Source organism: Ruegeria sp. YS9, assembly GCF_024628725.1.
Taxonomy (GTDB): domain Bacteria; phylum Pseudomonadota; class Alphaproteobacteria; order Rhodobacterales; family Rhodobacteraceae; genus Ruegeria; species Ruegeria atlantica_C.
Map to the genome: position 1 here is coordinate 79,673 of NZ_CP102410.1, position 23,584 is coordinate 103,256.

Genomic DNA, 23,584 nt, shown 5'->3' on the forward strand with positions numbered 1-23,584 from the left:
GGCGCGCAGGCTCAGAGGCTGACCGGCGGGCCCGCAGGTTCATGTCACCTGTTTCCTTTGATCATCCATTCCCATCGAACACAGAATCGGGCTGTTTCTTTGGCGAGACTGGAATGTCGACTTGTCCGACAGTCCGGACCAATTGGTCAGGATCAGGCTTTGTGCGACGGCTCCGCCCAGCGTGGTGCCGGGACCGGTCACAATGAACAGATCCGGTGCGAACTCATGCGCGGCTTGCGCTATGGCATGGGTGAAATCATAAGTTTCGGTCACTTGGTGGCCCAATGTGTAATCCCAAAGCGCATTCGGGTCGCACGCTCCGGGCCACCATATCCGGCCGCGACCGTCGATCAGGGGCAGGTCCGGTTGCCGAAACAGGCCAGCGCCCAGTTGCGTGCGGCCCTGCGCCGAGACCGGAGCCTGAAGATGCGAATGGAACCCGGCATGGTTGGCCAGTCGCATGGGAAAACGTTCCTGAACCACCGGTACGGCCTTTTCGAACGCGGCCAAACCGGCGTCATCGCCTGCAAGCACCAACATGCCGCCCAGATCAATCGACAGCGTCAGCGTTGCATCGGTTCGGTCAATGTCATCCACCAAGGCAAGCAGCTCTGCCTTGCGGACCCGGTCAGGATGCCAGTCGGAATCCATGAAGGGATAGATCAATTGGCCGCCGATCATGTTTTCCTGCATCAGAGTGCCCATGGTGTTGACCACCTCGAACCCTCCTTCGGCTGACAGCGCACCGCCGCAGGCCAGCGCCGAATACCAGCCCATCGAATTCCCCGTCACCGCAACCACTTCGATTTTGTCAGGGTTGATGGCGCGGAAATCGCCCAGAGTAGCGGCATAGATCAAAGCAGATGCATTGTCGCCGCGCGTGTGCTTGGCAATGGAATATCGGGCGGCACCGTCCAGTTCGCTGAGGGTATCTTGTCCCCGCGCGCGCCGCATGTCATCAAAGCGCCGCAGCAGGGCCTTGTCGCTGAATTGCCGGCTCAAGATACCCAGTTCGGGTTTGTTGTAAGTACCCCGGCCAGGGCAGATGACGACGGCAGTCTGTTTGGCGGAACTCATGTGCCGGCCTCCATCAAGGATCGCGCGGCGGCTTCGATACTGTCTTTCGATGGCATGGTTGCAGCATAGGCCGGGCCTGTTGCGATAAAGCTGTCTTCGGCGGTAATACGAGCCAGCGGCACATCGGTGGTTTCGTGGAAATGCGCCATCAAAGCTTCGGCCACGCCGCCATGGTGGCGGGTTTCGTCGACGATCAGGATGCGTTTGGCCCCGGTTACGGCCCGTGTCAGTGCCGCTTTGGGCAAAGGGGACAACCAGCGCATATCGATGATCCGTGTCTTGATCCCGTCGGCCTGCAAGGCCGTGCGCGCCTGATGGCTGAGATAGACGCCATTTCCAAAGGTGACGATGGCCAGATCGTCACCGTCACCGTCCACGCCCACCTCGCCGAAGCCGATCCTTTCAGAAGGATCGGGATAGGTTTGCATCCAGCGGCCATCCCCGGCCTCGTGCAGGTCCCGCATCGGGTAGAGCGCGATGGGTTCGAGGAAGACGACCAGCCGCTGTTCTTCACGCGCGAGGCGCACGCATTCACGCAGCATCCGCGCGGTGTCGGCACCGTTCGACGGGCAGGCCAGGATCAGGCCCGGAATGTCGCGCAATACAGCGACCGAGTTGTCGTTGTGGAAATGTCCCCCAAACCCTTTTTGATACCCCAGCCCGGCAATGCGCACGACCATCGGGTTGGTGTATTGACCATTCGAGAAAAAGGGCAGGGTGGCGGCCTCACCACGCAGCTGATCCTCGGCATTGTGAAGATACGCCAGAAACTGGATTTCCGGCATTGGCGTGAACCCGTTCTGAGCCATGCCGATCGCCAGGCCCAGGATCGACTGTTCGTCCAGCAACGTATCGATCATCCGGTCAGGGCCAAACCGTGTTTGCAGCTTTTGGGTCACGCCGTAAACGCCGCCTTTGCGCCCTACATCTTCGCCCATCATGACGATCTCGCCATGTTCCAGCATCAGATCGGTCAGGGCCCAGTTGATCAATCGCGACATGATCTGCGGTTCGGAATGGGCCTTGAGATCTCCGCCGAACACCTCGGCCCGACGCTCGGGGGTTGGGCCGTTGGTCGGTGGGCAGGGGCGTGCGGGCGGGATCAGGCTGGCCATCACCTCTTTTGCGTTTTGCAGGCGCGGGCGTGTGATGGCCTGATCGGCCACGCGGGCGACCCGGGCGCAGGTATCATTGTAGACGCTCAGCGCCTGGTCCGGGCTCATCGCGCCGCACTGATCCAGCAGGCGCACGGAATGCAGCAGCGGGTCGTTGGCCTCTTCGGCCTCAACCTCGGCCTTTGGCATATAGGTGGTTGGCATATCGGCCCCGGCGTGACCGTACAAACGAACAGTCCGAACATGCAGGAAGGCGGGTTTCTTTCGGCTGCGCACATAGTCGGCCGCCTGTTGCGCGACGCGGTAGGTGTCGAACAAATCCAACCCGTCGCACGAGAAATACTTCAGGCCCGGACGGTTGGCGAAAGTGGCCGCGATCCAGCCTTTCGGCGTTTTGGTCGAGATGCCGATCCCGTTGTCTTCGCAGCAGAACATCAGGGGCAGAGGCACAGATTGAAAGGACGTCCACTGCGCCGTGTTGAACGCGCCCTGTGCGGTGGAGTGGTTGGCCGAGGCATCCCCGAAGGAACAAAATACGATGGCATCCTCGGGCATGTCTGCATGCTCAGGGCGATGACGCCGTGCAGCGGCGACGGCATATGCCGCGCCGACCGCTTTGGGAAGATGGCTGGCGATGGTCGAGGTCTGCGGCGGAATGCACAGCGCTTTCGATCCCAGAACCTTGTGACGCCCGCCACTGATCGGGTCCTCGGAAGACGAGGCAAAGGACAGCAGAATATCCCATGTCGGGCTTTGGCCCGGCACCTGATCCGAGCGGGCAATCTGAAAGGCCGCATCGCGGTAGTGCAGAAAGGCCGGATCGGTCGGGCGCAGGGCTGCGGCAACGGCCGCCATGCCCTCATGTCCGGACGACCCGATTGTATAGAACCCCTGACCGGCCTTCTGCATCGCGCGGCTTTGCCGGTCCAGCGCCCGGCTCAGGCATTGCGCCCTGTAGAGCGCGACGGCTTCATGACCGCTCAGCGGTCCGGCCGGTGCGGACCCTTCGGGAAAGTCCCGCGCCGCAACACGGCGCAGGAAATTGTCATGCACGATTGCGGCGCGATCCATGTCTGATGTCCTTAGGCGAAGGCTTGCAGACCTGTCTGCGCACGGCCCAGGATCAGGGCGTGCACATCATGGGTGCCTTCATAGGTGTTGACGGTTTCAAGGTTCACCATGTGACGGATCACGTGAAAGTCCTGACTGATCCCGTTGCCACCATGCATGTCGCGGGCATGACGGGCGATCTCAAGCGCCTTGCCGCAATTGTTCCGTTTGATCAGGCTGACCATCTCGGGCGCGGCGCGGGCCTCGTCCATCAGGCGACCCACGCGCAGCGCGGCTTGCAGGCCCAGCGTGATCTCGGTCTGCATGTTGGCAAGCTTCAGCTGGAACAGTTGTGTCTGCGCCAGCGGACGTCCGAACTGTTTGCGGTCCAGCCCGTATTGCCGGGCCGCGTGCCAGCACGCCTCGGCGGCCCCCATCGACCCCCAGGCAATGCCGTACCTCGCACGGTTCAGACAGCCGAACGGGCCCTTCAGACCTTCGACATTGGGCAGCAGGGCGTCTTCGCCGACCTCGACATTGTTCATCACGATCTCACCGGTGATCGAGGCGCGCAGAGACAGCTTGCCTTCGATCTTGGGGGCCGACAATCCCGCCGTTCCCTTATCCAGAACAAAGCCCTTGATCTTGCCGCCATGCGCCTCGGACTTGGCCCAAACGACGAACACATCGGCGATCGGGGCGTTCGAGATCCACATTTTGGACCCGTTCAGCACATAGCCGCCCTCGGTTTTCCTTGCGACGGTCTTCATCGAACCGGGGTCGGAACCGGCATCGGGTTCCGTCAGCCCGAAGCAGCCGATAAATTCGCCGGTTGCCAGTTTGGGCAGGTACTTCTGGCGCTGCTCTTCGGTGCCGTATGCGTAAATCGGATACATCACCAGACTGGACTGCACCGACATCATCGAGCGATAGCCGCTGTCCACACGCTCGACCTCGCGCGCGACCAGGCCATAGGTCACATAGCTGGACCCAATGCCGCCATATTCCTCGGGGATGGTTGTCCCCAGCAAACCCATCTCACCCATCTCGCGAAAGATGGCCGGGTCGGTTTCTTCATTGGCAAACGCGGCAGTTACCCGAGGCAGCAGCTTGTCCTGCGCGTAGGCATGTGCAGCGTCACGAACCATGCGTTCGTCTTCGGCCAACTGGTCTTCCATCAGGAACGGGTCGTCCCAGGTGAAGGGGCCAAGGTGCGGGGCGGATTGAGGTTTCATGCAAGTTTCCTTTCCACAGCGGTTTTCAGACGTGCAAGGCCCGCTGCAATTGTATCTTCGGCATAAGCGAACGACAGGCGAAAATGGCCCGGCATCCCAAAGGCGCGGCCGGGCACCAGGGCAACGCCGGCATCTTCCAGCAACCACGTGCAGAATTCCGCGTCGCTGTCAAATGGCCCGCCTTGTTCCTTCAGCAGGCCAGCGCAGGACGGAAAGGCATAAAACGCCCCGTCCGGGGTGGAACAGCGCAGCCCGGGCACGGCATTCAACCCGTCGACGACCAGATCGCGGCGCGCGACAAACAGGGCGCGACGCTCCTCCAGCAACTCGGGTTCGCAAGGGATCGCGGCCAGCGAGGCCCATTGCGAGATCGAGCATGCCCCCGATGTGACCTGACCCTGAACAGCGATCATGGCGCTTATCAGATCGGTCGGTCCGATCCCCCAGCCGATGCGCCATCCGGTCATCGACCACGCTTTGGCCACACCGTTGACGATCAACACGCGATGGGTCAGCGCCGGGGCGGCCTCGGCTGCGGACGTGAAAGGTGCAAAGCTGAGATGGCGATAAATCTCATCGGCCAGAACCCAGACCTGCGCGTGGTGCTCCAGCACTTCTGCCAGCCCCGCAAGTTCTGCCTTCGAATAAATCGCGCCCGACGGGTTCGAGGGCGAGTTCAGCATCAGCCAGCGGGTGCGCGGCGTGATGGCGGCCTGCAATTGTTCAGGCAGCAGTTTGAAGCCCTGCTCCATCGGGCAGGGCAAAACCACCGGCACCCCACCTGCCATCCGGACAATATCGGAATAACTCGTCCAATAAGGTGCAGGCATGATCACTTCGTCGCCGGGGTTAAGGCTGGCCAGCATGGCATTCGCGATCACCTGTTTCGCGCCTGTTGAAACGATGACCTGAGCCATCTCGGCCCCCGCTTGTCGGGCGATTTCCGTGCGCAGCGCAGGCACACCCGCAGTGGGCGGGTACTTGGTTTTGCCCTCCAGTGCCGCTGAATGCGCAGCTTCGACCACATGGGGCGGTGTCGGCAGGTCCGGTTCGCCGGTTGACAGCGCCAGAATATCAAGCCCTTGGACGCGCAGGCGGGCGGCGGTCTCTGAGATCTGGACGATTTCCGACAATTCGATACCGTTCAACCGGTCAGCGCGCTGGAACACCATGAACCTTCCTCTGCAAACAGGTTCGGTTCTAGCCAGAAAGTCACTTGATAAAAATACGCCAATAAGTATCCTTTCAGTGACTAAAACTCATGAATGTCATGCCCCGGATCAATTCACTTCCATCTCTTGCGCTCATGCGCAGTTTCGAAGCCGCCGCGCGCCATGAAAGCTATACCATGGCGGGCGAGGAGCTTGGCGTGACCCAAAGCGCGATCAGCCGTCAGGTCCGAGAGCTTGAGGCCGCGATTGGCGTTACGCTGTTTCGGCGGGTCGGTCGGGCCGTGCGCCTGTCGAAAGCGGGGCGGGCCTTGCGGGACGAGCTGGCAGGTGATCTTGAGCGTCTCAGTGGTACGATCAACCGTGCAATTGCAGCCGGAGACGGTGCGTCGCTGTTGACCCTGGCCGTCCTGCCCACCTTTGCGACACGGTGGCTGGTGCCGCGCCTTCCGGATTTCAAAACGCGCCATCCCGGGATCGAACTGGATCTGCATTCCTACACGACTCCTTTCAGCCTTGAAGAACGACGCATGGATCTGGCCATCCATTTCGGGCAGGAGGATTGGCCGGGTGCGCAACTGCGCAGGTTGTTCCCCGAGCATCTGGTGGTCACGGCAGCACCCGCGCTGCTGAGACGTCACAGGCTGGACACCCGCGCGCAAACCTTTGATCTGCCGCTTTTGCATCTGACCTCGCGCCCCGAGCTGTGGTCCACCTATCACTCTCAGCTCGGGCTGGATCCGGGGGCGGTTTTTCCGGGGATGCGGTTTGACCAGTTCTCGATGCTGATCGAGGCCGCCGTCGTCGGTTTGGGTGCCGCCATTCTGCCCTCTTACCTGATAGAAGAAGAGCTGGCGTCCGGCGTTCTGACCGAAATCGGCCAGATCACCAACACGTCGAACAGCGCCTATTACATTGCGACGCCAACTGGTCAGAAGAACGACGCGGTTCAGGCTTTTGCAAACTGGATCAGCAAGCAGACGCGGGCACGCGCGTAACTGGGCAAATACAGAAGATCGAACTCATTGCCCGCAGGCACGTCTCAGGCAAAAACCTGTTTGAGCCAGGTTTCAAACATCTGTTTTGCCGCAGAGTTCGCGTTCGATCTCTGGCCATCGACAAGGAAATGGCTCTGTTCGATTGGAATGGCGTCCCCGACAATCGCGATGGATCTTCCGGCCTCGATTGCCGTTCTGGCAAAGCGCTCAAGGATTACCGCGTATCCTCCACCTTCCGCCACGATGTCCACGGCGGCAATTGTCGTGTCCACGGTGAAGGCAGACGCCGCAGGAGAATACTCTGTGCCGAAAGCGGAAAAATACCGGTGCCACATGTCCTGAAATCCCAAGATCTGTATCTGGGGCTTGACCAGCAGTTCTTCCGTCGAAGGCCATTTCCGTTCTCGTGATCTGGCAGCAACCGGAACGATGCGCTCATCCGAGATCTTGCTGAACGGCCCGTCGTTCCATTCCCCGTTCCCCAAACGCAGTTCGACATCGACGTTTTCCCTGCCTGCGGATTCTGCCCAGATATTTGAAACCAACCTGATCGACACACCCGGGTGTGTGCGTGAAAACTCGGGCAATCTGCCGGCAAGGAACAAGCTGGCCGTGGAAATCGGCACACGCACGACCAGCTCGTGCTTTTGACTGGAGCCAAACAGGCTTGCGGTTGACAGGTCGATATCGCCCAAGGCGCGCCGAACTGAAAACGCATAGGCCTGCCCGACCTCTGTCAGGCTGAGGTTGCGCGCGGCGCGAAAGAACAAAGGACAGCCCAGCTGAGCTTCCAATGAGCGGACGTGCAGGCTCAAGGCCGTCTGTGTGATGCCAAGTTCTTCTGCCGCAGCAGTAAAGCTCATATGCCGTGCGGCACAGTCAAAAGACCGCAGCCAGACCAGATTGGGCGATTTGGACATTTCCAGCACCAAAAAATTTTATGGATACCGGCGATGTTTATTCGTTTTACACGCTGCATTCAACGCCCGTAAATTTCATCAGGGAAAACAGTGCTGGTCCTCTGATTGGCCACCGGAAAGGGAACGCAGGTATGAAAGTTGGATTCATCGGCCTTGGAAATGTCGGCGGGAAACTCAGTGGCAGTTTGCTGCGCAATGGCGTTGATCTGACCGTACATGATCTGAGCTCTGACCTGGTGTCAGGTTTCGTCGACCGCGGGGCAAAGGCTGCCGAGAATCCGGGACAACTGATGCGAGATTGTGATGCGGTCATCACCTGCCTGCCTTCTCCGGCGGCTTCGGACGCCGTGATGCAGGACATGCTGCCCGAAGTGACCGAGGGCAAAATCTGGATGGAAATGTCCACGACGGATGAAGCAGAGGTCAAGCGTCTGGGTGCGATGGTGAAGGAACGCGGTGGCGCTGCCGTCGATTGTCCGGTTTCGGGCGGGTGTCATCGGGCGGATACCGGCAACATTTCGATTTTTGCCGGATGTGATCGCGCCACGTTCGAACGTATTCTGCCCTTTCTGACCACGATGGGGCGTCGCATCCTTCATACCGGTGAGCTGGGATCTGCTTCGGTGCTGAAAGTGCTGACCAACTATCTGGCCACCGCAAACCTGATCACCTGTTCAGAGGCGCTTGTCGTCGCCAAGGCCGCCGGAATGGACTTGAACACGGCGTATGAGGCAATGAAGATCAGTTCGGGGACATCCTTCGTGCATGAAACCGAAAGCCAGGTTATCCTAAACGGATCTCGCGATATCTCGTTCACGATGGACCTGGTGTTGAAGGATATCGGCCTGTTTCAGGAGGTCGCGGATCGCGCCGGGGTGCCGCTGGAGATCAATCCGCTGATGATCGAGATTTTCAGGGACGGGATCGAGAAATACGGCCCTCGTGAGTTTTCCCCCAACATCATCCGCCGGCTTGAAGACAAAACCGGGCTGGATATCCGCGCGCCGGGGTTCCCATCGGAAATGCGGGACGATGAACCGGAAGAGCCCGGTTACGAAGTGATCCCGCAAGGATCTGACCTGAAGGCCGCCGAATAGGGCGGTGCGCGGCGGGCAGGAAACGGGTCTACGCCATGGCGGGTCGTCATTCTTGCGCCATTGCATTCGCCGACATGGGCGGATCCTGCATCACGCCTGAAGCAAATCGGCTGGAACGTCTGGCCGTTTTTCGTGCCGCCGTTTCTGAGGGGAGCGGTTCGTTTTCCGGTGCCGGTGTCCGCAAGAAACCGGATGGGCGGGGCAGGTCGCGCAAAGCGGTCGACAACCGCCGCCCGTCCCGCGAATAGGTCACATCATGTATCGCCGGCCATCACGCAAACATCCTTACGAGCCGCCTCCGGCTTGGTCCTGAAAAAGGCGACTTTATTCAGGAAAGGACAATCACGTGACGACCCCAGATGGGAACCCTCAGGACACCACCAAAGCACCCCCCGAGCCCGGCCCCATGAGCCGCGAATGGCATTGGCACCCGAACTTGCCGGTGAAATACGCCCCGTACTGGAACTGGCCGCCGAAAACCGGCGTCCTGGCGAAATGGGTTTGGCAGAACTGGCTTCAGTTCTCGGACCGCTCGATCTTTCTGGCCTTGGCCTTCCTGGTGGCCTTCTGGGTACAACCCGTCGGTGTCGGGCAGGCCTCGTTTGCCCCGGGCTGGGTGTCATGGGTATTCATTCGGAACTGGGTGCTGCTGTTGATCATCGCCGGTGGCCTGCGCATGTGGTTCTATGGGGTCGACGGGCAGGGAAAGCTGCTGAAATACGACCCACGGCCTTACATGAAGCGCAAGAACGCTTTGTACAAGTTCGGCTATCAGACGTGGGACAACATCTACCATTCGATGGTCTTTGGCGCGACATTCCTGTCGATGCTGGAGTGCTTTCTGCGCTGGATGTATGCCAACAACTATATCGCCACGCTCAGCTTCGCGGCGCATCCGGTCTGGTTCGTGTTGCTGTTCCCGACCCTGGCGATCTGGCAGAGCTTTCATTTCTACGTTGTACACCTGCTTCTGCACCAGCCATTCATCTACAAGCATGTTCATGCCGTGCATCACCGCAACGTCAACACCGGCCCATGGTCAGGCATGTCGATGCACCCCGTCGAGGCTTTCGGGTATCTCAGCGCCATCCTTATCGTGTTGGTATTGCCCAGCCACCCGGTGCACATGATCTTTCTGGGCTATTGGCTTATGCTGGGCGCCGCCTCGTCTCATTCCGGGTACGAGGCCATCTGGGCGCGCGATCGTCAGGCGTTGTTGATCGGGGCGTTCTTCCACCAGTTGCATCACCGGTATTACGAATGCAATTACGGCAACGCGGAAATGCCCTGGGACAAGTGGTTCGGAACCTATCACGACGGCTCGGAAGAGGCCACGAAACGAACACGCAACCGCAAACGTGACATGCACGCCAAATAGAGCGGCGCGCAACGCGGGCGGAGCACAGGTGGCACCACTTTGGCGGATCACTTGTTTTGCCCGACAGCGCTTGACTGAACCGACCCCGTTGGCGAAATCCTGACCCTGTACGAAACTGGGCGTGCGGGGCCGGATGGCATTTCCTTCGGGCCCGATTATACTGGGCAAATGAAAGATACTGCTCCAGATTGGTTTGAATCCTGTGTCAGCCGGCTGACTACGACAGGCACCCAGCGGGTGTGGTCAGTTCTGGTCACGATTTTCGGCGATCTGGCGCAGGATGGGTCGGATCAGATCAGTGGATCACTCATCACGGCGCTTACGCGTCTGGCGGGGATCAGGGCCGAGGCCACACGGGTTGCGTTGCATCGGTTGCGCAAGGAAGGCTGGATTGAAAGCACGCGCGTCGGTCGGAACAGTGTGCACAGGCTGACCAGCTTTGGTCGCCGTCAAAGCGTTGCAGCCGCACCGCGTATCTATTCCCGCGACTCGAACATGCCGGATATCTGGCATGTTCTTATCGCCAGCAACTCGGAAAGTTCCCGGAAGGAATTGTCGGATCTGATGCTGACAGGGGATTACTTCTCGCTGAATGCGTCCACGGCCATGGCGCCCGGGCCGATGCCGGATGATCTTGAGGAGCTTCTGGGTTTCGAGAGCGACACGATCTCCGTCCCGAACTGGCTTCGCGACCTGTGCGGGCCGGAGCCGTTGAAAACCGCCTATGATCAATTCTGGGACGCCATTCAGGTTGTTGAGCGGCTTTTGCCCGCAGAGGGGGCGGGCGATCCGATGCGTTCGGCGGTTCTGCGTGTTCTGGTCGTGCACGCCTGGCGACGCATCGTTCTGCGCCATCCAAGCCTGCCGCCGGTTTTCCTGCCGGACGACTGGAAAGGTGCGGCGTGCAGAGAAGCTGTCTCGCACTTGTTGGAAAGGCTGCCGCGCCCCTCGCTATCGAACTTGGAAGCCGAGCTGATGGACTGACCCACAGCGGGGCAAAGCTCGGGCGAGCTGTTGGGTTTCCTGCCATAATCAAAAAGTGACTGCGCTGTTTTGTGCCGTCGCAAAAACCGCTTCGGTCAGAAGGCACCTTTAATGTTACAGGATGTGCGACATGTGAGAAGATTGAGTAACATAAGTCTTGCATCGAATCAGGGGAGGATTTATTAACCGACCAGACGGTTGATATTGTTCCGTGGGAACAGGAGTACTCTAAGATGGACGCTTTCATTTGTGACGCGACGCGCACTCCGATCGGACGGTACGGAGGGGCGTTATCGTCGGTCCGCACAGATGATCTGGCTGCTCTTCCGTTGGCGGCATTGAAGGCGCGCAACCCTCAGGTCGACTGGGCCAGTGTTGACGACGTGATCTATGGCGATGCCAATCAGGCGGGCGAGAGCAACCGAAACGTTGCGCGTATGGCTGCTCTTCTGGCGGGTTTGCCGATTGACGTTCCGGGAACGACGGTGAACCGTCTATGTGCCAGCGGCATGGATGCTGTGGGAATGGCGGCGCGCGGCATCAAGGCGGGCGACTACGATCTGGCCATCGCGGGGGGCGTGGAAAGCATGTCACGCGCGCCGTTCGTGATGCCCAAGGCAAGTTCGGCGTTTACCCGCAGCAATGCGGTGTACGACACCACGATCGGCTGGCGTTTCGTGAACCCGAAGATGAAGCAGGCATACGGCGTCGATTCCATGCCGCAAACGGCTGACAATGTCGCCGAAGACTATGGTATCAGCCGGGAAGACCAGGATGCCTTTGCCGCGCGCAGCCAGTCCCGCTGGGCCACCGCGCACGCGGCTGGGGTGTTCAAGGATGAAATCACCCCGGTTTCGGTTCCCCAGCGCAAGGGCGATCCGATTGTCGTTGATACGGATGAGCACCCGCGCCCGGGAACAACGGCCGAAAAACTCGCGGGTCTGAAAGGTGTGAACGGGCCCGACAAGACTGTGACGGCGGGGAATGCGTCTGGTGTGAATGATGGTGCGGCGGCGATCCTGATGGCGAATGAGGCCGCAGCAGCCAAGAACGGTCTGACCCCGATGGCCCGAGTGGTTGGCATGTCGGTTGCGGGTGTTGCGCCACGTGTGATGGGCATCGGTCCGGTACCGGCCAGCCGCAAGGTGTTGGCCCGGGCAGGGCTGAGCGTTGATCAGATGGACGTGATCGAACTGAACGAGGCGTTTGCGTCTCAGGGCCTTGCCACATTGCGCGAGCTGGGTCTTCCCGACGACGCGGCCCACGTGAACCCCAATGGTGGTGCGATAGCGCTGGGCCATCCCCTTGGCATGAGCGGTGCGCGTCTTGTGCTGACCGCGGCCTATCAATTGAAACGTACCGGCGGGCGCTATGCCCTGTGCACCATGTGTGTGGGTGTCGGGCAGGGTGCGGCCCTTATACTTGAACGCGTGTAACGGAGGAGACGGGACATGTATGCTCAGATGGTAGAATCCGAAGCGTCGAATGAAGATCCGGACAAGCTTGCTGAATTCCAGGCGCGGATCGACGCGGATATCAAGATCGAGCCCAAGGACTGGATGCCTCACGGGTATCGCAAGACGCTGATCCGTCAGATTGGCCAGCACGCTCATTCCGAGATTGTGGGTCAATTGCCCGAAGGCAACTGGATCACGCGCGCGCCGACACTGGAGCGGAAGGCGATCCTTCTCGCCAAGGTGCAGGACGAGGCCGGGCATGGTCTTTACCTGTATTGTGCCGCCGAAACGCTGGGTGTCAGCCGCGATGAGCTGACCGAGATGCTGCTGGATGGCCGCATGAAATACTCGTCGATCTTCAATTACCCGACCTTGAACTGGGCCGATATCGGTGCCGTCGGGTGGCTGGTTGACGGCGCGGCGATCATGAACCAGGTGCCGCTGCAAAGAACGTCCTACGGGCCGTATTCGCGCGCGATGATCCGCATCTGCAAGGAAGAAAGCTTTCACCAGCGCCAGGGGTACGATGCCATTCGCAAGATGGCCGAAGGCACGCCGGAACAGCGCAAGATGGCCCAGGATGCGATGAACCGTTTCTGGTACCCGTCACTGATGATGTTTGGCCCGTCCGACAAGGACTCGGTGCATTCGGCCCAGTCGATGGCGTGGAAGATCAAGATCAACACCAATGACGAGCTGCGCCAGAAATTCGTCGACCAGACCGTGCCGCAGGCTGAATATCTGGGCCTGACGATCCCTGACCCGGATCTGAAGTGGAATGAAGAGCGGGGGCATTACGACTTTACGGAACCCGACTGGTCCGAGTTCTTTGACGTGATCAAAGGCAACGGCCCCTGCAACGTGGACCGGCTGGCCGCGCGCAACAAGGCATGGGACGACGGCAAGTGGGTCCGTGACGGGCTGTTGGCCCACGCCCGCAAGAAAAAGGCCGGCAATCTGGCTGCTGAATAAGCTTACCCTGAGGAGGATACCCGATGAATACCGAATGGCCCCTGTGGGAAATCTTCATCCGCGGTCAGCATGGGATGAGCCACCGACATGTCGGTTCGCTACATGCCCCTGACGCGGAAATGGCAATCAAGAACGCGCGCGACGTCTACACCCGCCGCAACGAAGGCGTCTCGATCTGGGTGGTCGAAGCCAACAATATCTCGGCGTCATCGCCCAGCGACAAAGGCCCGCTGTACGAACCAAGCGAAAGCAAGGTGTACCGGCACCCGACCTTCTTCGACATTCCCGATGAAGTGGGGGCAATGTGATGACCCGGGATGAGGCATTTCTGCAATTCCTGCTGCGGATGGGGGACAACACACTGATCCTCGGGCATCGTGTCAGTGAGTGGTGCGGCCATGCGCCGGTTCTGGAAGAAGACATAGCGCTGGCCAACACCGCGCTGGACCTGATTGGCCAGACCCAGATGTGGCTGGGCCTTGCAGGAGAGGCCGATGGTGGCAAAAGCGCCGACGATCTGGCTTTCCTGCGCGACGCCTGGGATTTCCGCAACGTGTTGCTGGTCGAGGTGCCGAACGGCGATTTCGGCCGTACGCTGATGCGTCAATTCCTGTTCGATGCGTGGCACTCGATCATGCTGGGACGCCTGATGGCATCTTCGGACCAGCGGGTTGCGGCAATCGCCGCCAAGGCCAGCAAGGAAGTTACCTACCATCTGGAACGTTCGGGCGACACGGTCGTGGGGCTTGGTGACGGAACCGAGGAAAGCCATGCCCGGATGCAGGACGCACTGGATTACCTGTGGCCCTATGTGGGCGAGATGTTTGCCAGCGACGAGGTTGACGCCCAGATGGTCGCCGCAGGTATCGCGCCGAACCCGGCGGATTTGCGAGAGGAATACGACGCGCTGGTTGAGCGGGTCCTCAATCAGGCAACGCTGAGTATTCCGGAAAGCCGTTTTGCCCATAAAGGCGGCCGCGACGGGCGCATGCATACCGAACATCTGGGCCATCTGCTGACGCAGATGCAATGGCTGCAACGCGCCTATCCCGGAGCAAAGTGGTAAAAGCGGATGCGGGTCTCGACTGACCAGATATGGAGCTGGCTGGATGCCGTGCCCGATCCCGAAATCCCGGTGATTTCCGTCGTGGATTTGGGCATAGTGCGCGATGTGCGCTGGGATGCTGACACGCTGGTCGTAACCGTCACGCCAACGTATTCCGGTTGCCCGGCGACATCCATCATCAGTCTGGATATCGAAACCGCGCTGCGCGATCACGGCATCGGGGATCTGCGCATAGAAACCAGCATTTCACCCGCCTGGACCACCGATTGGCTCAGCGAAAAAGGCCGCGCCAAGCTGGAAGACTATGGAATTGCGCCGCCGCAACCCGCGGGCGGCCCGGATCGCTGCCCGCATTGCGGCAGCAAAGCAGTCGAAAAGGTCAGCCAGTTCGGCTCGACCCCGTGCAAGGCCCATTGGCGCTGCACGGACTGTCTGGAACCCTTTGACTATTTCAAGTGCATCTGAGGAGGAGCACCGGATGGCACGTTTTCACGACCTGAAAGTCACCGACATCCACAAAACCATCCGCGATGCGGTTGTTGTTACGCTTGAACCCGTTAACGGCGCAGCGGATCAGTTCGACTTCGCCGCCGGCCAGTACCTGACGTTCCGGCGCGAATTCGACGGCGAAGAACTGCGCCGCTCCTACTCCATCTGTGCCGGCAAGGATGACGGTGTTCTTCAGGTCGGCATAAAACGCGTCGAGGGTGGCGCGTTCTCAAGCTGGGCAAATGAAGAGCTCAACATAGGTGACGTCGTGCAGGCGATGCCACCAATGGGCAATTTTCACGTACCCATCGATGCGGATGCGGAAAAACACTACCTTGGCTTTGCCGGCGGATCGGGGATCACGCCTGTTCTGTCGATCCTCAAAACCACTTTGGCCCGCGAACCCAAATCCCGTTTTACGCTGATCTATGCCAACAAGGGCATCAACACGATCATGTTCCGTGAAGAACTGGAGGATCTGAAGAACCTCTATATGGGCCGGCTGAACGTCATCCACATTCTGGAAACGGACGCGCAGGAGATTGACCTGTTCACCGGTCTGGTAACGCAGGAAAAATGCCGCGAGCTGTTCAAGCACTGGATCGATGTCAAGACTGCCGACACCGCATTCATCTGCGGACCAGAGCCGATGATGCTGGGTATTGCCGCCGCTCTGCGGGAACACGGTCTTGAGGACAGCCAGATCAAGTTCGAACTCTTTGCCAGCGCCCAGCCGGGTCGGGCCAAGCGCGAGACAAGTGCGGCCGACGCAGGCACGCAGGCAAACCAGACCAGCGCTTTGATCACATTGGATGGCGCGACGCAGACCGTGACCTTGCCGAAAGATCAGTCCATTCTGGATGCAGCCTTGGAAAATGCCATGGATGCGCCTTACGCCTGCAAAGCCGGGGTTTGTTCGACCTGCCGCTGCCGTGTTCTTGAGGGCGAGGTCGAGATGCTCGCCAATCACGCGCTGGAAGATTACGAGGTCGAAAAAGGTTACGTGCTGAGTTGTCAGGCTTACCCGGTGACCGACCGCGTGGTCGTGGACTACGACCAGTAAAGGGAGAGGATCAATGACCGACGCCATGACACTCGACAGCTACCTGGCCGCAGGCGGAGTGCTGACCAATCCGACCAACGTACCGCCGCGTTACCGCGCCGAGCTGATGAAACTGATGGCTACGTTTGTGGACAGCGAACTCGCAGGTGCCGCAGGCTTTGCTGATGTCATCAACCAGGGCCCTGGCATAAAGGAACGTATCGCGGCGGCGAAGATCGTGCTGGAAAAGACGGACCACGCGGACCGGGTTCTGAAAATCATGGGTGAGTTCGGCGCCGACACGGATCGTTATGCCACGCATCACCCCTGGACTGCCCGGTTGGATCGAAAAGCGGATATCGGCGCGACCCGCAGCGAACATGACATGCGGCTTGCGGTGTTCAATTATCCGATTGCCGGTTGGACTGACGCCGTCGTCATGAACCTGCTGATGAGCCGTGCCGTGGCAGAGCAACTGGCGGAGTTCTCGACCGTCTCTTATCAACCACTCGCCGAGGCTTTCCGGCAGATCGCGCCGATCGAGGCGCATCACGGCGAACTGGCGTTGGAAGGTGCTGTGAAGCTGGTTGAAAACGGAGAGTCGCAAGATATGCAAGACGCTGTGGACTATTGGTGGCCCCGCGTAGCTGTGTCTTTCGGGAGGGATGACCCGAAACGATTTGAGCATCTGAGATCACTTGGCTTGCGCCACAGCACCAACGCTGCCCTTCGGGAAAGGTGGACGCGGGCAGCGGATGCAGCCCTGAAAAAGCTGGGATTGAAATCACCTTCCTAAAAGCACGTCTCAAGGAGTGAGACCAATCCGTTTCCGAGGCGATCTGACAAGCGCGTTGGCGATTGAGATGTGTTCCTGAAGGATCGTTTGGTTGCAACACGTTGGGTCAGAGAAGCGGCAGTGTCAGGTTTCCCTGACATTGCCGTCGGACATGATGCAGCTGCTGGTTATTTCGGTCTGCGAGCTGATCCGCCCTGTCTCCTGAAAGGTTGAACCCGGCCGGTTTCTCAACCCGAGCCGGGTTTGCAACGGGGTTAGAGACACTCGGCCAGAGTTTTTGCCATGTTGAGAATGACTTGCGGGTAGAGATCCGCTCCGGGTTCCAGATCAGAGCCCAGCGGATCGATGACGCCCGTTTTGGCCTCGGTCCCGTCCAGCACGGTTTTGACGATGCCGGGGTTGAACTGTGGCTCGGCCAGAACGCAGCTGATACCTTCTTCGCGGATACGGCTTTGAATCTCGGCGATACGAGCCGGGCTCGGGTCCGAGGCGTCGGCGATGGAAATCGCACCTGCGGCTGGAAAGTCAAATGCGTCTTCGAAGTACTGGTAGGCGTCGTGGAACACGACGAAGCTTCCTCCGCGAACCGGTCCAAGCGTCTCGGCCACTTGTGCAGACAGCGCGGCCAATTCCGCGCGCGCGGCTGCGGCATTGGCAAAATATGCACCTGCATTGTCCGGATCGGCAGACGACAGCTGTGCGGCGATCAGGTTCAGCCAGGTTTCTGCATTTGCGGGTGAAAGCCATGCATGTGGATCGTGCTCGCCATGCGCGTGATCGTGATGCTCATCATGCTTTTCTTGATCGGCATGTTCTTCGTGATCGTGGTCATCATCCTTGGCGTGGTCGTCGTGATCATGCTCGTGGTCATCATCCTTTGCATGATCGTCGTGACCATGTTCATGATCATCATGATCGTGCCCGTCTTCTTCGACGTGCTCATCTTCATGATCATGTTCCTCTTCGCCGGCATGATCATGTGCCTCGAAAACGGCGCTTTCGCGGAACTCCAGAAGAACCGTACCATCGGCGTCAAGTAGGGACGTGACCGTGGCACTGTCGGCAAGGGTTTCGATGGCACTTTCCATCCAAGGTGTCAGGTCTTCTCCCACCCAGAACACCAGATCGGCATCCTGCAATGCGGCCGCCTCGGACGGGCGCAGGTTGTATTCATGAGGCGAGGCACCTGGTGCGACGATCAGGGCCGGTGTTCCGACGCCGTCCATAACCCGGGAAACAAGCGAGTGGATCGGCGCGATATCGACCGCAACGTTCGGAACGTCCGCGATGGCGGTTCCTCCCATCAATGCAACCGTGATCGAAACTGGAAGAAGCTTTCTGGACATCAGACCCTCTGTGTGATTTTATAACGTTACGAGTGGCAATACATGATATGAAATAACATGACAAGTGATACGAATCCTGTCTCTGTCGATGAGGCGGCCCCGGTCGGGTTTCAGGAACATGACCACCAGACTTGCGTCAAAACGGCGTTGTTATCCGCCGAGGCACGGTGCAAGGGCGAGGGGCTGCGCCTGACGCCGGTTCGCCGCAAGGTCTTGGAAATGCTGCTGCAAGAGCATCGGGCCCTTGGTGCCTATGCCATCCTTGACCGATTGCGAGAGGAAGGGTTCGGATCTCAACCACCGGTCGCCTATCGGGCGCTTGATTTCCTTGTTCAAAACGGGTTCGTTCACAAGATCGAGCGCCTGAATGCGTTCGTCGCCTGTTCTCATCCCGGCGCGTCGCATTCTCCGGCATTCATGATTTGCAGGAAGTGCGATGCGGTTGCCGAGGCGCAGTCCGCGCCGGCTAAAGGTGTTCTTGGTGCTGCTGCGCGCGCTGCGGGTTTCGAGATCGAGCGAACGGTTGTAGAAGCCGAGGGACTTTGCCCCGACTGCACCGAAAAGGCCTGAAAATGACGCTCGTCTGTGTCGAGAATCTCAGTGTGCGCTACGGCGCCAATACTGTTCTGAGCCATGTGGATATGGCAGTCGAACCTGGTGAGATCGTCACCATTGTCGGGCCAAACGGATCGGGTAAAACCAGCCTGTTGCGCGCCATCATTGGCGCGACCAGGCCATGTGCCGGGCATGTATCACTGAAACCCGGATTGAAGATCGGATACGTGCCGCAGAAACTGCATGTGGATCCCACCTTGCCAATCTCGGTCGAGAGGTTCATGCGCCTGACGGATCGCGTTTCACGTCGCCAATGCGTCGAGGCGCTGGAAACGGCGGGCGTCCCGGATCTGTTGAAACGTCAGATGTCGCAACTGTCGGGCGGTCAGTTTCAGCGTGTGTTGCTGGCGCGGGCGCTGATCAACAAACCTGACCTTCTGCTGCTGGATGAGGCGACCCAAGGGCTGGACCAGCGCGGTTCGGCGAGTTTCTACCAGCAAATCGAGGCCGTACGCCGCGAAACCGGATGTGCAATCCTGATGATCAGTCACGAATTGCACGTGGTCATGAGCGCCTCGGACAGGGTGATTTGTCTCAACGGGCATGTCTGCTGTGAAGGATCGCCGGCGGTGGTCGCTTCGGCACCCGAATACCGGGCCTTGTTCGGAACGGGAACAGGCGGTGCGCTTGCCCTGTACCGGCACGAGCATGATCACAATCACGACCATGATGCAAACCCTCAGGAAGCGGCGGAATGATGCTTGACGATTTCATGATGCGGGCAACGCTTGCAGGTATTGGTGTTGCGTTTGCGGCTGCTCCTCTTGGGTGCTTCGTGGTGTGGCGCCGCATGGCGTATTTCGGTGACGCAACCGCACATGCCGCAATTCTGGGCGTGGCCCTGTCGCTGACATTTCAGATGTCGATCTTCACCGGAGCGCTGGCCGTTGCACTGATTATGGCGCTGACGGTCACCTTGTTGGCCGGTCGTGGCTATGCGATGGACACGCTGCTGGGGGTCCTGGCGCATTCCGCTTTGGCCTTCGGTCTGGTTGCTGTCTCGTTTTTGTCCGGCGTCCGCATAGATTTGATGGCGTATCTGTTCGGGGATATTCTTGCGGTTTCCCGATCGGATCTGCTGGCGATCTGGGGCGGCGCCGCGCTTGTCGTGGCGCTGATCGCCTGGCGATGGGCTCAGCTTTTGACGGCCACATTGAATGAGGAACTGGCCTATGCCAGTGGTTTCGACCCGAGACGGGAACAGTTGATCCTGACCCTGTCTCTGGCGGTAACCGTGGCTGTTGCGATCAAGGTCGTGGGGGTATTGCTGATTGCGGCGATGCTGATCATTCCCGCGGCGGCGGCACGAAATCTGGCCCGATCGCCCGAATCAATGGCATTGATAGCGGCCGCAATAGGCGCGTTTTCCGCGATTGCGGGGCTCAGAGCGGCTTATGTGTTCGATACTCCGGCGGGGCCTTCGATAGTCTGCGTGGCCGCTGTTTTGTTTGCCTGTCTCAGCCTGGTGGGGTGGCGAACGCAGGGCAGGGCTTGATCGACCCGGGCGGTATGCGAACGTCATTCACGCTAACCAGATGTTGCCCGATGCCGGTGCGCATAAAAAAGGCCCGCAGACCAGGTGCGGGCCTAATTCATTCCTTGATGAAAGAGCTTACTGCGGAATCTCGCCTTCCAGCCCTTCAACATAGAAGTTCATGCCAGCCAGCGTGCCATCGTCAGCGGTTTCGCCTTCAGCCAGCCAGTCGCTTCCGTCCTGCTTCTTCAGCGGACCGGTGAACGCGTGATAGCTGCCATCTGCAAGCGCCGCCTTCAGGGCCAGCGCCTCTTCTTTGACATCTGCGGGAACCGCGTCCGAAATCTCGCCGATTTCAACCATTCCTGCTCCGATACCGTCCCAGGTGTTGGAGGATGTCCATGTCCCGTCCATTACCGCTTTAGTCCGCGCGATGTAATAGGGGGCCCAGTTGTCGATGATCGATGACACACGCGGGAGCGGTGCGTATTCGCTCATGTCCGATGCCTGACCGAAGGTGATCACGTTGCCGGCCTCTTGCGCCGCTGCTTGCGGTGCTGTCGAGTCGGTGTGTTGCAGGATTACGTCCGCGCCCTGTTCGATCAAAACGGTGGCGGCGTCAGCTTCTTTCGCCGGGTCGAACCACGTGTAGGCCCAGACGATCTTGAACTCGACATCCGGGTTCACCTTCTTGGCGTGGATATAGGCCGAGTTGATGCCGCGGATCACCTCGGGGATCGGGTAGGACCCGATATAGCCGATGATGTTCGACTTGGTCATTTTACCGGCAATGTGGCCCTGAACCGCGCGGCCTTCGTAGAAGCGGGCCGAGTAGACCGAGACGTTGTCGGCGGTTTTATAGCCGGTTGCATGCTCGAATTTAACGTTCGGGAATTTCTTGGCCACGTTGATGGTCGGGTCCATGTAACCGAACGAAGTGGTAAAGATCAGATCCGCGCCTTCCAGCGCCATCTGCGTCATCACACGCTCGGCGTCCGGGCCTTCGGGAACCGATTCAACGAATACGGTTTCAACCTTGTCGCCGAACTCTTTTTCAACGGCCTGCCGGCCCTTGTCATGTTCATAGGTCCAGCCGCCATCGCCGACCGGGCCGACATAGACGAAACCGACTTTGGTCTTGTCTTCGGCCATGGCCCCCGAGGCCAGACCCAGCGCCATGGCGGCGCTCGTCAGAAGTGCGGTGAATTTCATGTGTTACTCCCCAAATTGGTACTGTTGGCCCCTAGTGTGAGGCATGGAATATCCGGCCCAGCGAAGCAGGCGCGCTGCTCTTGTCGGCCGAAAGGATCACAAGCACAAGGATCGTGATGATATAAGGCGACATTGCCAGATACTCGACGGGAATGGCAACGCCTGCGGCCTGCAAATTAAGCTGCAACACGGTAATGCCGCCGAACAAATAGGCACCCAGCAGGACCCGCCACGGTTTCCAGCTTGCAAAGACAACAAGGGCCAATGCGATCCAGCCGACACCGGCGGTCATGCCCTCGGTCCACTGCGGCACGCGGATCAGGCTGATATAGGCCCCGCCCAGACCGGCGCAGGCGCCGCCGAACATGATGGCCAGAATGCGGATCTTGATCACCTTGTAGCCAAGCGCATGCGCGGCATCGTGGTTTTCACCGACGGCCCGCAGGATCAGACCAACACGCGTGTATTTCAGCACCGCCCAGACGGCCGCCGTGATCGCGATGCCCAGGTACAGGATCGGGTCATGTTGGAACAGGATCGGGCCGACAACCGGGATATCGCTGATCAGCGGAATATGGATGTCGCCCATACTGGGGGGTTTGATCCCCACATAGCTCTGCCCGATCAGTGCACTGAACCCAAGGCCGAACAGGGTCAGAGCCAGACCGCTGGCCACCTGATTGGCCAATGCAAACTGCGTCAGCAAGACGAACAGCAGCGAAAGAACAGCGCCGCCGATGGCGGCAGCGACAAAGCCCAGCCAGGGCGAGCCGGTCTCGACCGAGATGGCAAAGCCGCTGATCGCACCCACGATCATCATGCCTTCGACGCCCAGGTTCAGAACACCTGACTTTTCGACGACCAGCTCTCCGATTGCTGCAAGCAGCAGGGGCGTTGCGGCCACCATCAGTGAGGCGACCAGAAGTACGGGGTTGATTTGGCCAAGATCCATGAGTCACGCTACCTCTTTTCGGGCCGCACGGATGCGGTAGTTGGTCAACAGGTCTAAGGCCAGCAGGAAGAACAGAAGCATGCCCTGGAACACCTGAATGGCAGCGGCTGGCAGGCCCAGCTGAGACTGCGCGATTTCACCGCCGATATAGGTGAGCGCCATCAGAAACCCGGCAAGAAGTATGCCTACCGGGTGCAGGCGGCCCAGAAAGGCCACGATGATTGCTGTGAAACCATAGCCGACGTTGAAATCAATGCTGACCTGACCCGAAGGCCCGGATACTTCGAACATCCCGGCCAGACCGGCCAGAGCGCCGGACATCCCAAGACAGAACAGGATCAGGCGGGCGGGGTTTACACCCGCAAACTTGGCCGCACGGGGTGCTTCACCCGTCAAACGAATGTGGAAGCCCAACATGTGACGATTGAGCAGCACATAGGCAAAAATCACCGCGATGAAAGCCGCGACCACACCCCAGTGCATCCCGGAACCGATGATCAATTCAGCATTGTGAGCACTTTCATAAGATTGCAGGTTGCGCGATCCCGGAAAGCCGAACCCCTCGGGGTTTTTCAGCAACCCCAGCGAAACCGAGGCCAGCATCTGCTCGGCCACGTAAACCAGCATCAGCGACACGAGGATTTCGTTGGTGCCGAAGCGTACTTTCAGAACAGCCGGGATCATTGCCCACAGCCAGCCACCGAAGGCACCTGCGATGACCATGATCGGGAATATGTACCATGCCTCAAGCGGGTAGAATGCCAGCCCGGCACCCGCACCGAAGATGGCGCCCATGATATACTGGCCTTCGGCCCCGATGTTCCAGATGCCTGCCCGAAACCCCAACGAAAGGCCGATGGCGATCAGCACCAGCGGCGCGCCTTTCACCAGCAGCTGCGGGCGGTAATAAAAGGCGAATTCACCAAAAAGAGGTTCCCAGAAGATGGTGCCGATGGCCTCGACCGGATTCTTGCCCAGTATGGCGAACAACAAACCACCAAAAAACATCGTCGCCAAAACTGCAACCAACGGCGTCGCATAAGACCAGACCCTGGAAGGCTGAGGACGTTTCTCCAGCACAATCATCAGCTCGTTCCCCTGACTTCTTCATCTTTTTTCAAATACTCTCGCCGAAGGCGG

General features: G+C 59.4%; 24 protein-coding genes. 15 read left to right on the forward strand and 9 right to left on the reverse strand.

Annotated elements, in window-relative coordinates; all coding sequences use genetic code 11:
• Positions 1-39: 39 nt before the first annotated feature.
• From NOR97_RS16790 to NOR97_RS16805, 4 genes are read right to left on the reverse strand one after another with little or no spacing between them, the layout of a single operon-like run.
• On the reverse strand, positions 40-1,077 hold the full coding sequence (locus NOR97_RS16790) for an ACP S-malonyltransferase (RefSeq protein WP_257601215.1): 1,038 nt from the start codon (positions 1,075-1,077) through the stop codon (positions 40-42).
• Positions 1,074-3,263, reverse strand: coding sequence for a thiamine pyrophosphate-dependent enzyme (locus NOR97_RS16795; protein ID WP_257601216.1), 2,190 nt, complete (start codon positions 3,261-3,263; stop codon positions 1,074-1,076). The genes NOR97_RS16790 and NOR97_RS16795 overlap by 4 nt, the downstream gene beginning before the upstream one ends.
• Before the next feature lie 11 nt (positions 3,264-3,274).
• Complete coding sequence (locus NOR97_RS16800; protein ID WP_170346870.1) at positions 3,275-4,477, reverse strand: acyl-CoA dehydrogenase; 1,203 nt, start codon at positions 4,475-4,477, stop codon at positions 3,275-3,277.
• Positions 4,474-5,649 (reverse strand): pyridoxal phosphate-dependent aminotransferase, encoded by a 1,176-nt coding sequence (locus tag NOR97_RS16805; RefSeq protein ID WP_257601217.1) that lies wholly within the window; start codon positions 5,647-5,649, stop codon positions 4,474-4,476. Before NOR97_RS16805 ends, NOR97_RS16800 begins: the two co-directional genes overlap by 4 nt.
• Before the next feature lie 89 nt (positions 5,650-5,738).
• On the opposite strand from NOR97_RS16805, the gene NOR97_RS16810 reads away from it, so the two are divergent.
• Entirely contained in the window at positions 5,739-6,644 is a 906-nt protein-coding gene (locus NOR97_RS16810; protein WP_257601218.1) for a LysR family transcriptional regulator, read from the forward strand.
• Positions 6,645-6,688: 44 nt separating this feature from the next.
• Here the strand turns inward: NOR97_RS16810 and NOR97_RS16815 are convergent, their stop codons facing one another.
• Positions 6,689-7,564 carry a LysR family transcriptional regulator gene (locus NOR97_RS16815; RefSeq protein WP_257601219.1) on the reverse strand — a complete coding sequence of 292 codons (876 nt, stop codon included), beginning with the start codon at positions 7,562-7,564 and terminating at the stop codon, positions 6,689-6,691.
• A 131-nt stretch (positions 7,565-7,695) separates the two neighbouring features.
• Here NOR97_RS16815 and NOR97_RS16820 point away from each other — a divergent pair, with 131 nt between their 5' ends.
• From NOR97_RS16820 to NOR97_RS16870, 11 genes are all read left to right on the forward strand, one after another.
• Complete coding sequence (locus NOR97_RS16820) at positions 7,696-8,661, forward strand: NAD(P)-dependent oxidoreductase (RefSeq protein ID WP_257601220.1); 966 nt, start codon at positions 7,696-7,698, stop codon at positions 8,659-8,661.
• Between the two features lie 35 nt (positions 8,662-8,696).
• The gene (locus NOR97_RS16825) at positions 8,697-8,909 is read left to right on the forward strand and encodes a hypothetical protein (protein ID WP_257601221.1); all 213 of its coding nucleotides are present in this window, start codon (positions 8,697-8,699) and stop codon (positions 8,907-8,909) included.
• 98 nt (positions 8,910-9,007) lie between these two features.
• Positions 9,008-10,039 carry a sterol desaturase family protein gene (locus NOR97_RS16830; protein ID WP_257601222.1) on the forward strand — a complete coding sequence of 344 codons (1,032 nt, stop codon included), beginning with the start codon at positions 9,008-9,010 and terminating at the stop codon, positions 10,037-10,039.
• 237 nt (positions 10,040-10,276) lie between these two features.
• Positions 10,277-11,023 (forward strand): PaaX family transcriptional regulator C-terminal domain-containing protein, encoded by a 747-nt coding sequence (locus tag NOR97_RS16835; protein WP_257601223.1) that lies wholly within the window; start codon positions 10,277-10,279, stop codon positions 11,021-11,023.
• A gap of 233 nt (positions 11,024-11,256) precedes the next feature.
• Positions 11,257-12,459, forward strand: a complete 1,203-nt coding sequence (pcaF, locus tag NOR97_RS16840; protein WP_170346877.1) for a 3-oxoadipyl-CoA thiolase — start codon at positions 11,257-11,259, stop codon at positions 12,457-12,459.
• A gap of 15 nt (positions 12,460-12,474) precedes the next feature.
• On the forward strand, positions 12,475-13,452 hold the full coding sequence (paaA, locus tag NOR97_RS16845) for a 1,2-phenylacetyl-CoA epoxidase subunit PaaA (protein ID WP_152460123.1): 978 nt from the start codon (positions 12,475-12,477) through the stop codon (positions 13,450-13,452).
• 23 nt (positions 13,453-13,475) lie between these two features.
• Positions 13,476-13,760 carry a 1,2-phenylacetyl-CoA epoxidase subunit PaaB gene (paaB, locus tag NOR97_RS16850; RefSeq protein ID WP_050604311.1) on the forward strand — a complete coding sequence of 95 codons (285 nt, stop codon included), beginning with the start codon at positions 13,476-13,478 and terminating at the stop codon, positions 13,758-13,760.
• A complete protein-coding gene (gene paaC, locus NOR97_RS16855) occupies positions 13,760-14,518 on the forward strand; it encodes a 1,2-phenylacetyl-CoA epoxidase subunit PaaC (RefSeq protein WP_170346878.1) in 759 nt (252 codons plus the stop codon). The genes paaB and paaC overlap by 1 nt, the downstream gene beginning before the upstream one ends.
• Before the next feature lie 6 nt (positions 14,519-14,524).
• The gene (paaD, locus tag NOR97_RS16860) at positions 14,525-14,983 is read left to right on the forward strand and encodes a 1,2-phenylacetyl-CoA epoxidase subunit PaaD (RefSeq protein WP_170346879.1); all 459 of its coding nucleotides are present in this window, start codon (positions 14,525-14,527) and stop codon (positions 14,981-14,983) included.
• A 13-nt stretch (positions 14,984-14,996) separates the two neighbouring features.
• On the forward strand, positions 14,997-16,070 hold the full coding sequence (gene paaE / locus NOR97_RS16865; protein WP_257601224.1) for a 1,2-phenylacetyl-CoA epoxidase subunit PaaE: 1,074 nt from the start codon (positions 14,997-14,999) through the stop codon (positions 16,068-16,070).
• A gap of 13 nt (positions 16,071-16,083) precedes the next feature.
• Entirely contained in the window at positions 16,084-16,845 is a 762-nt protein-coding gene (locus NOR97_RS16870) for a Phenylacetic acid catabolic protein (RefSeq protein ID WP_170346881.1), read from the forward strand.
• A gap of 254 nt (positions 16,846-17,099) precedes the next feature.
• Here NOR97_RS16870 and NOR97_RS16875 read toward each other — a convergent pair whose 3' ends face one another.
• Entirely contained in the window at positions 17,100-18,191 is a 1,092-nt protein-coding gene (locus NOR97_RS16875; protein ID WP_257601225.1) for a zinc ABC transporter substrate-binding protein, read from the reverse strand.
• Positions 18,192-18,248: 57 nt separating this feature from the next.
• Between NOR97_RS16875 and NOR97_RS16880 the strand changes: the two genes are divergently transcribed.
• The 3 genes from NOR97_RS16880 to NOR97_RS16890 are packed head-to-tail and all read left to right on the forward strand — an operon-like array spanning position 18,249 to position 20,301.
• Positions 18,249-18,761 carry a Fur family transcriptional regulator gene (locus NOR97_RS16880; protein WP_170346883.1) on the forward strand — a complete coding sequence of 171 codons (513 nt, stop codon included), beginning with the start codon at positions 18,249-18,251 and terminating at the stop codon, positions 18,759-18,761.
• Between the two features lie 2 nt (positions 18,762-18,763).
• Complete coding sequence (locus tag NOR97_RS16885) at positions 18,764-19,504, forward strand: metal ABC transporter ATP-binding protein (protein WP_170346884.1); 741 nt, start codon at positions 18,764-18,766, stop codon at positions 19,502-19,504.
• On the forward strand, positions 19,504-20,301 hold the full coding sequence (locus NOR97_RS16890; protein WP_257601403.1) for a metal ABC transporter permease: 798 nt from the start codon (positions 19,504-19,506) through the stop codon (positions 20,299-20,301). The genes NOR97_RS16885 and NOR97_RS16890 overlap by 1 nt, the downstream gene beginning before the upstream one ends.
• A 117-nt stretch (positions 20,302-20,418) precedes the next feature.
• Here NOR97_RS16890 and NOR97_RS16895 read toward each other — a convergent pair whose 3' ends face one another.
• The 3 genes from NOR97_RS16895 to NOR97_RS16905 are packed head-to-tail and all read right to left on the reverse strand — an operon-like array spanning position 20,419 to position 23,530.
• Positions 20,419-21,492, reverse strand: a complete 1,074-nt coding sequence (locus tag NOR97_RS16895; RefSeq protein WP_170346885.1) for a BMP family ABC transporter substrate-binding protein — start codon at positions 21,490-21,492, stop codon at positions 20,419-20,421.
• A gap of 31 nt (positions 21,493-21,523) precedes the next feature.
• On the reverse strand, positions 21,524-22,444 hold the full coding sequence (locus NOR97_RS16900; RefSeq protein ID WP_257601226.1) for an ABC transporter permease: 921 nt from the start codon (positions 22,442-22,444) through the stop codon (positions 21,524-21,526).
• 3 nt (positions 22,445-22,447) lie between these two features.
• The gene (locus tag NOR97_RS16905) at positions 22,448-23,530 is read right to left on the reverse strand and encodes an ABC transporter permease (RefSeq protein WP_170346887.1); all 1,083 of its coding nucleotides are present in this window, start codon (positions 23,528-23,530) and stop codon (positions 22,448-22,450) included.
• Positions 23,531-23,584 lie beyond the last annotated feature (54 nt).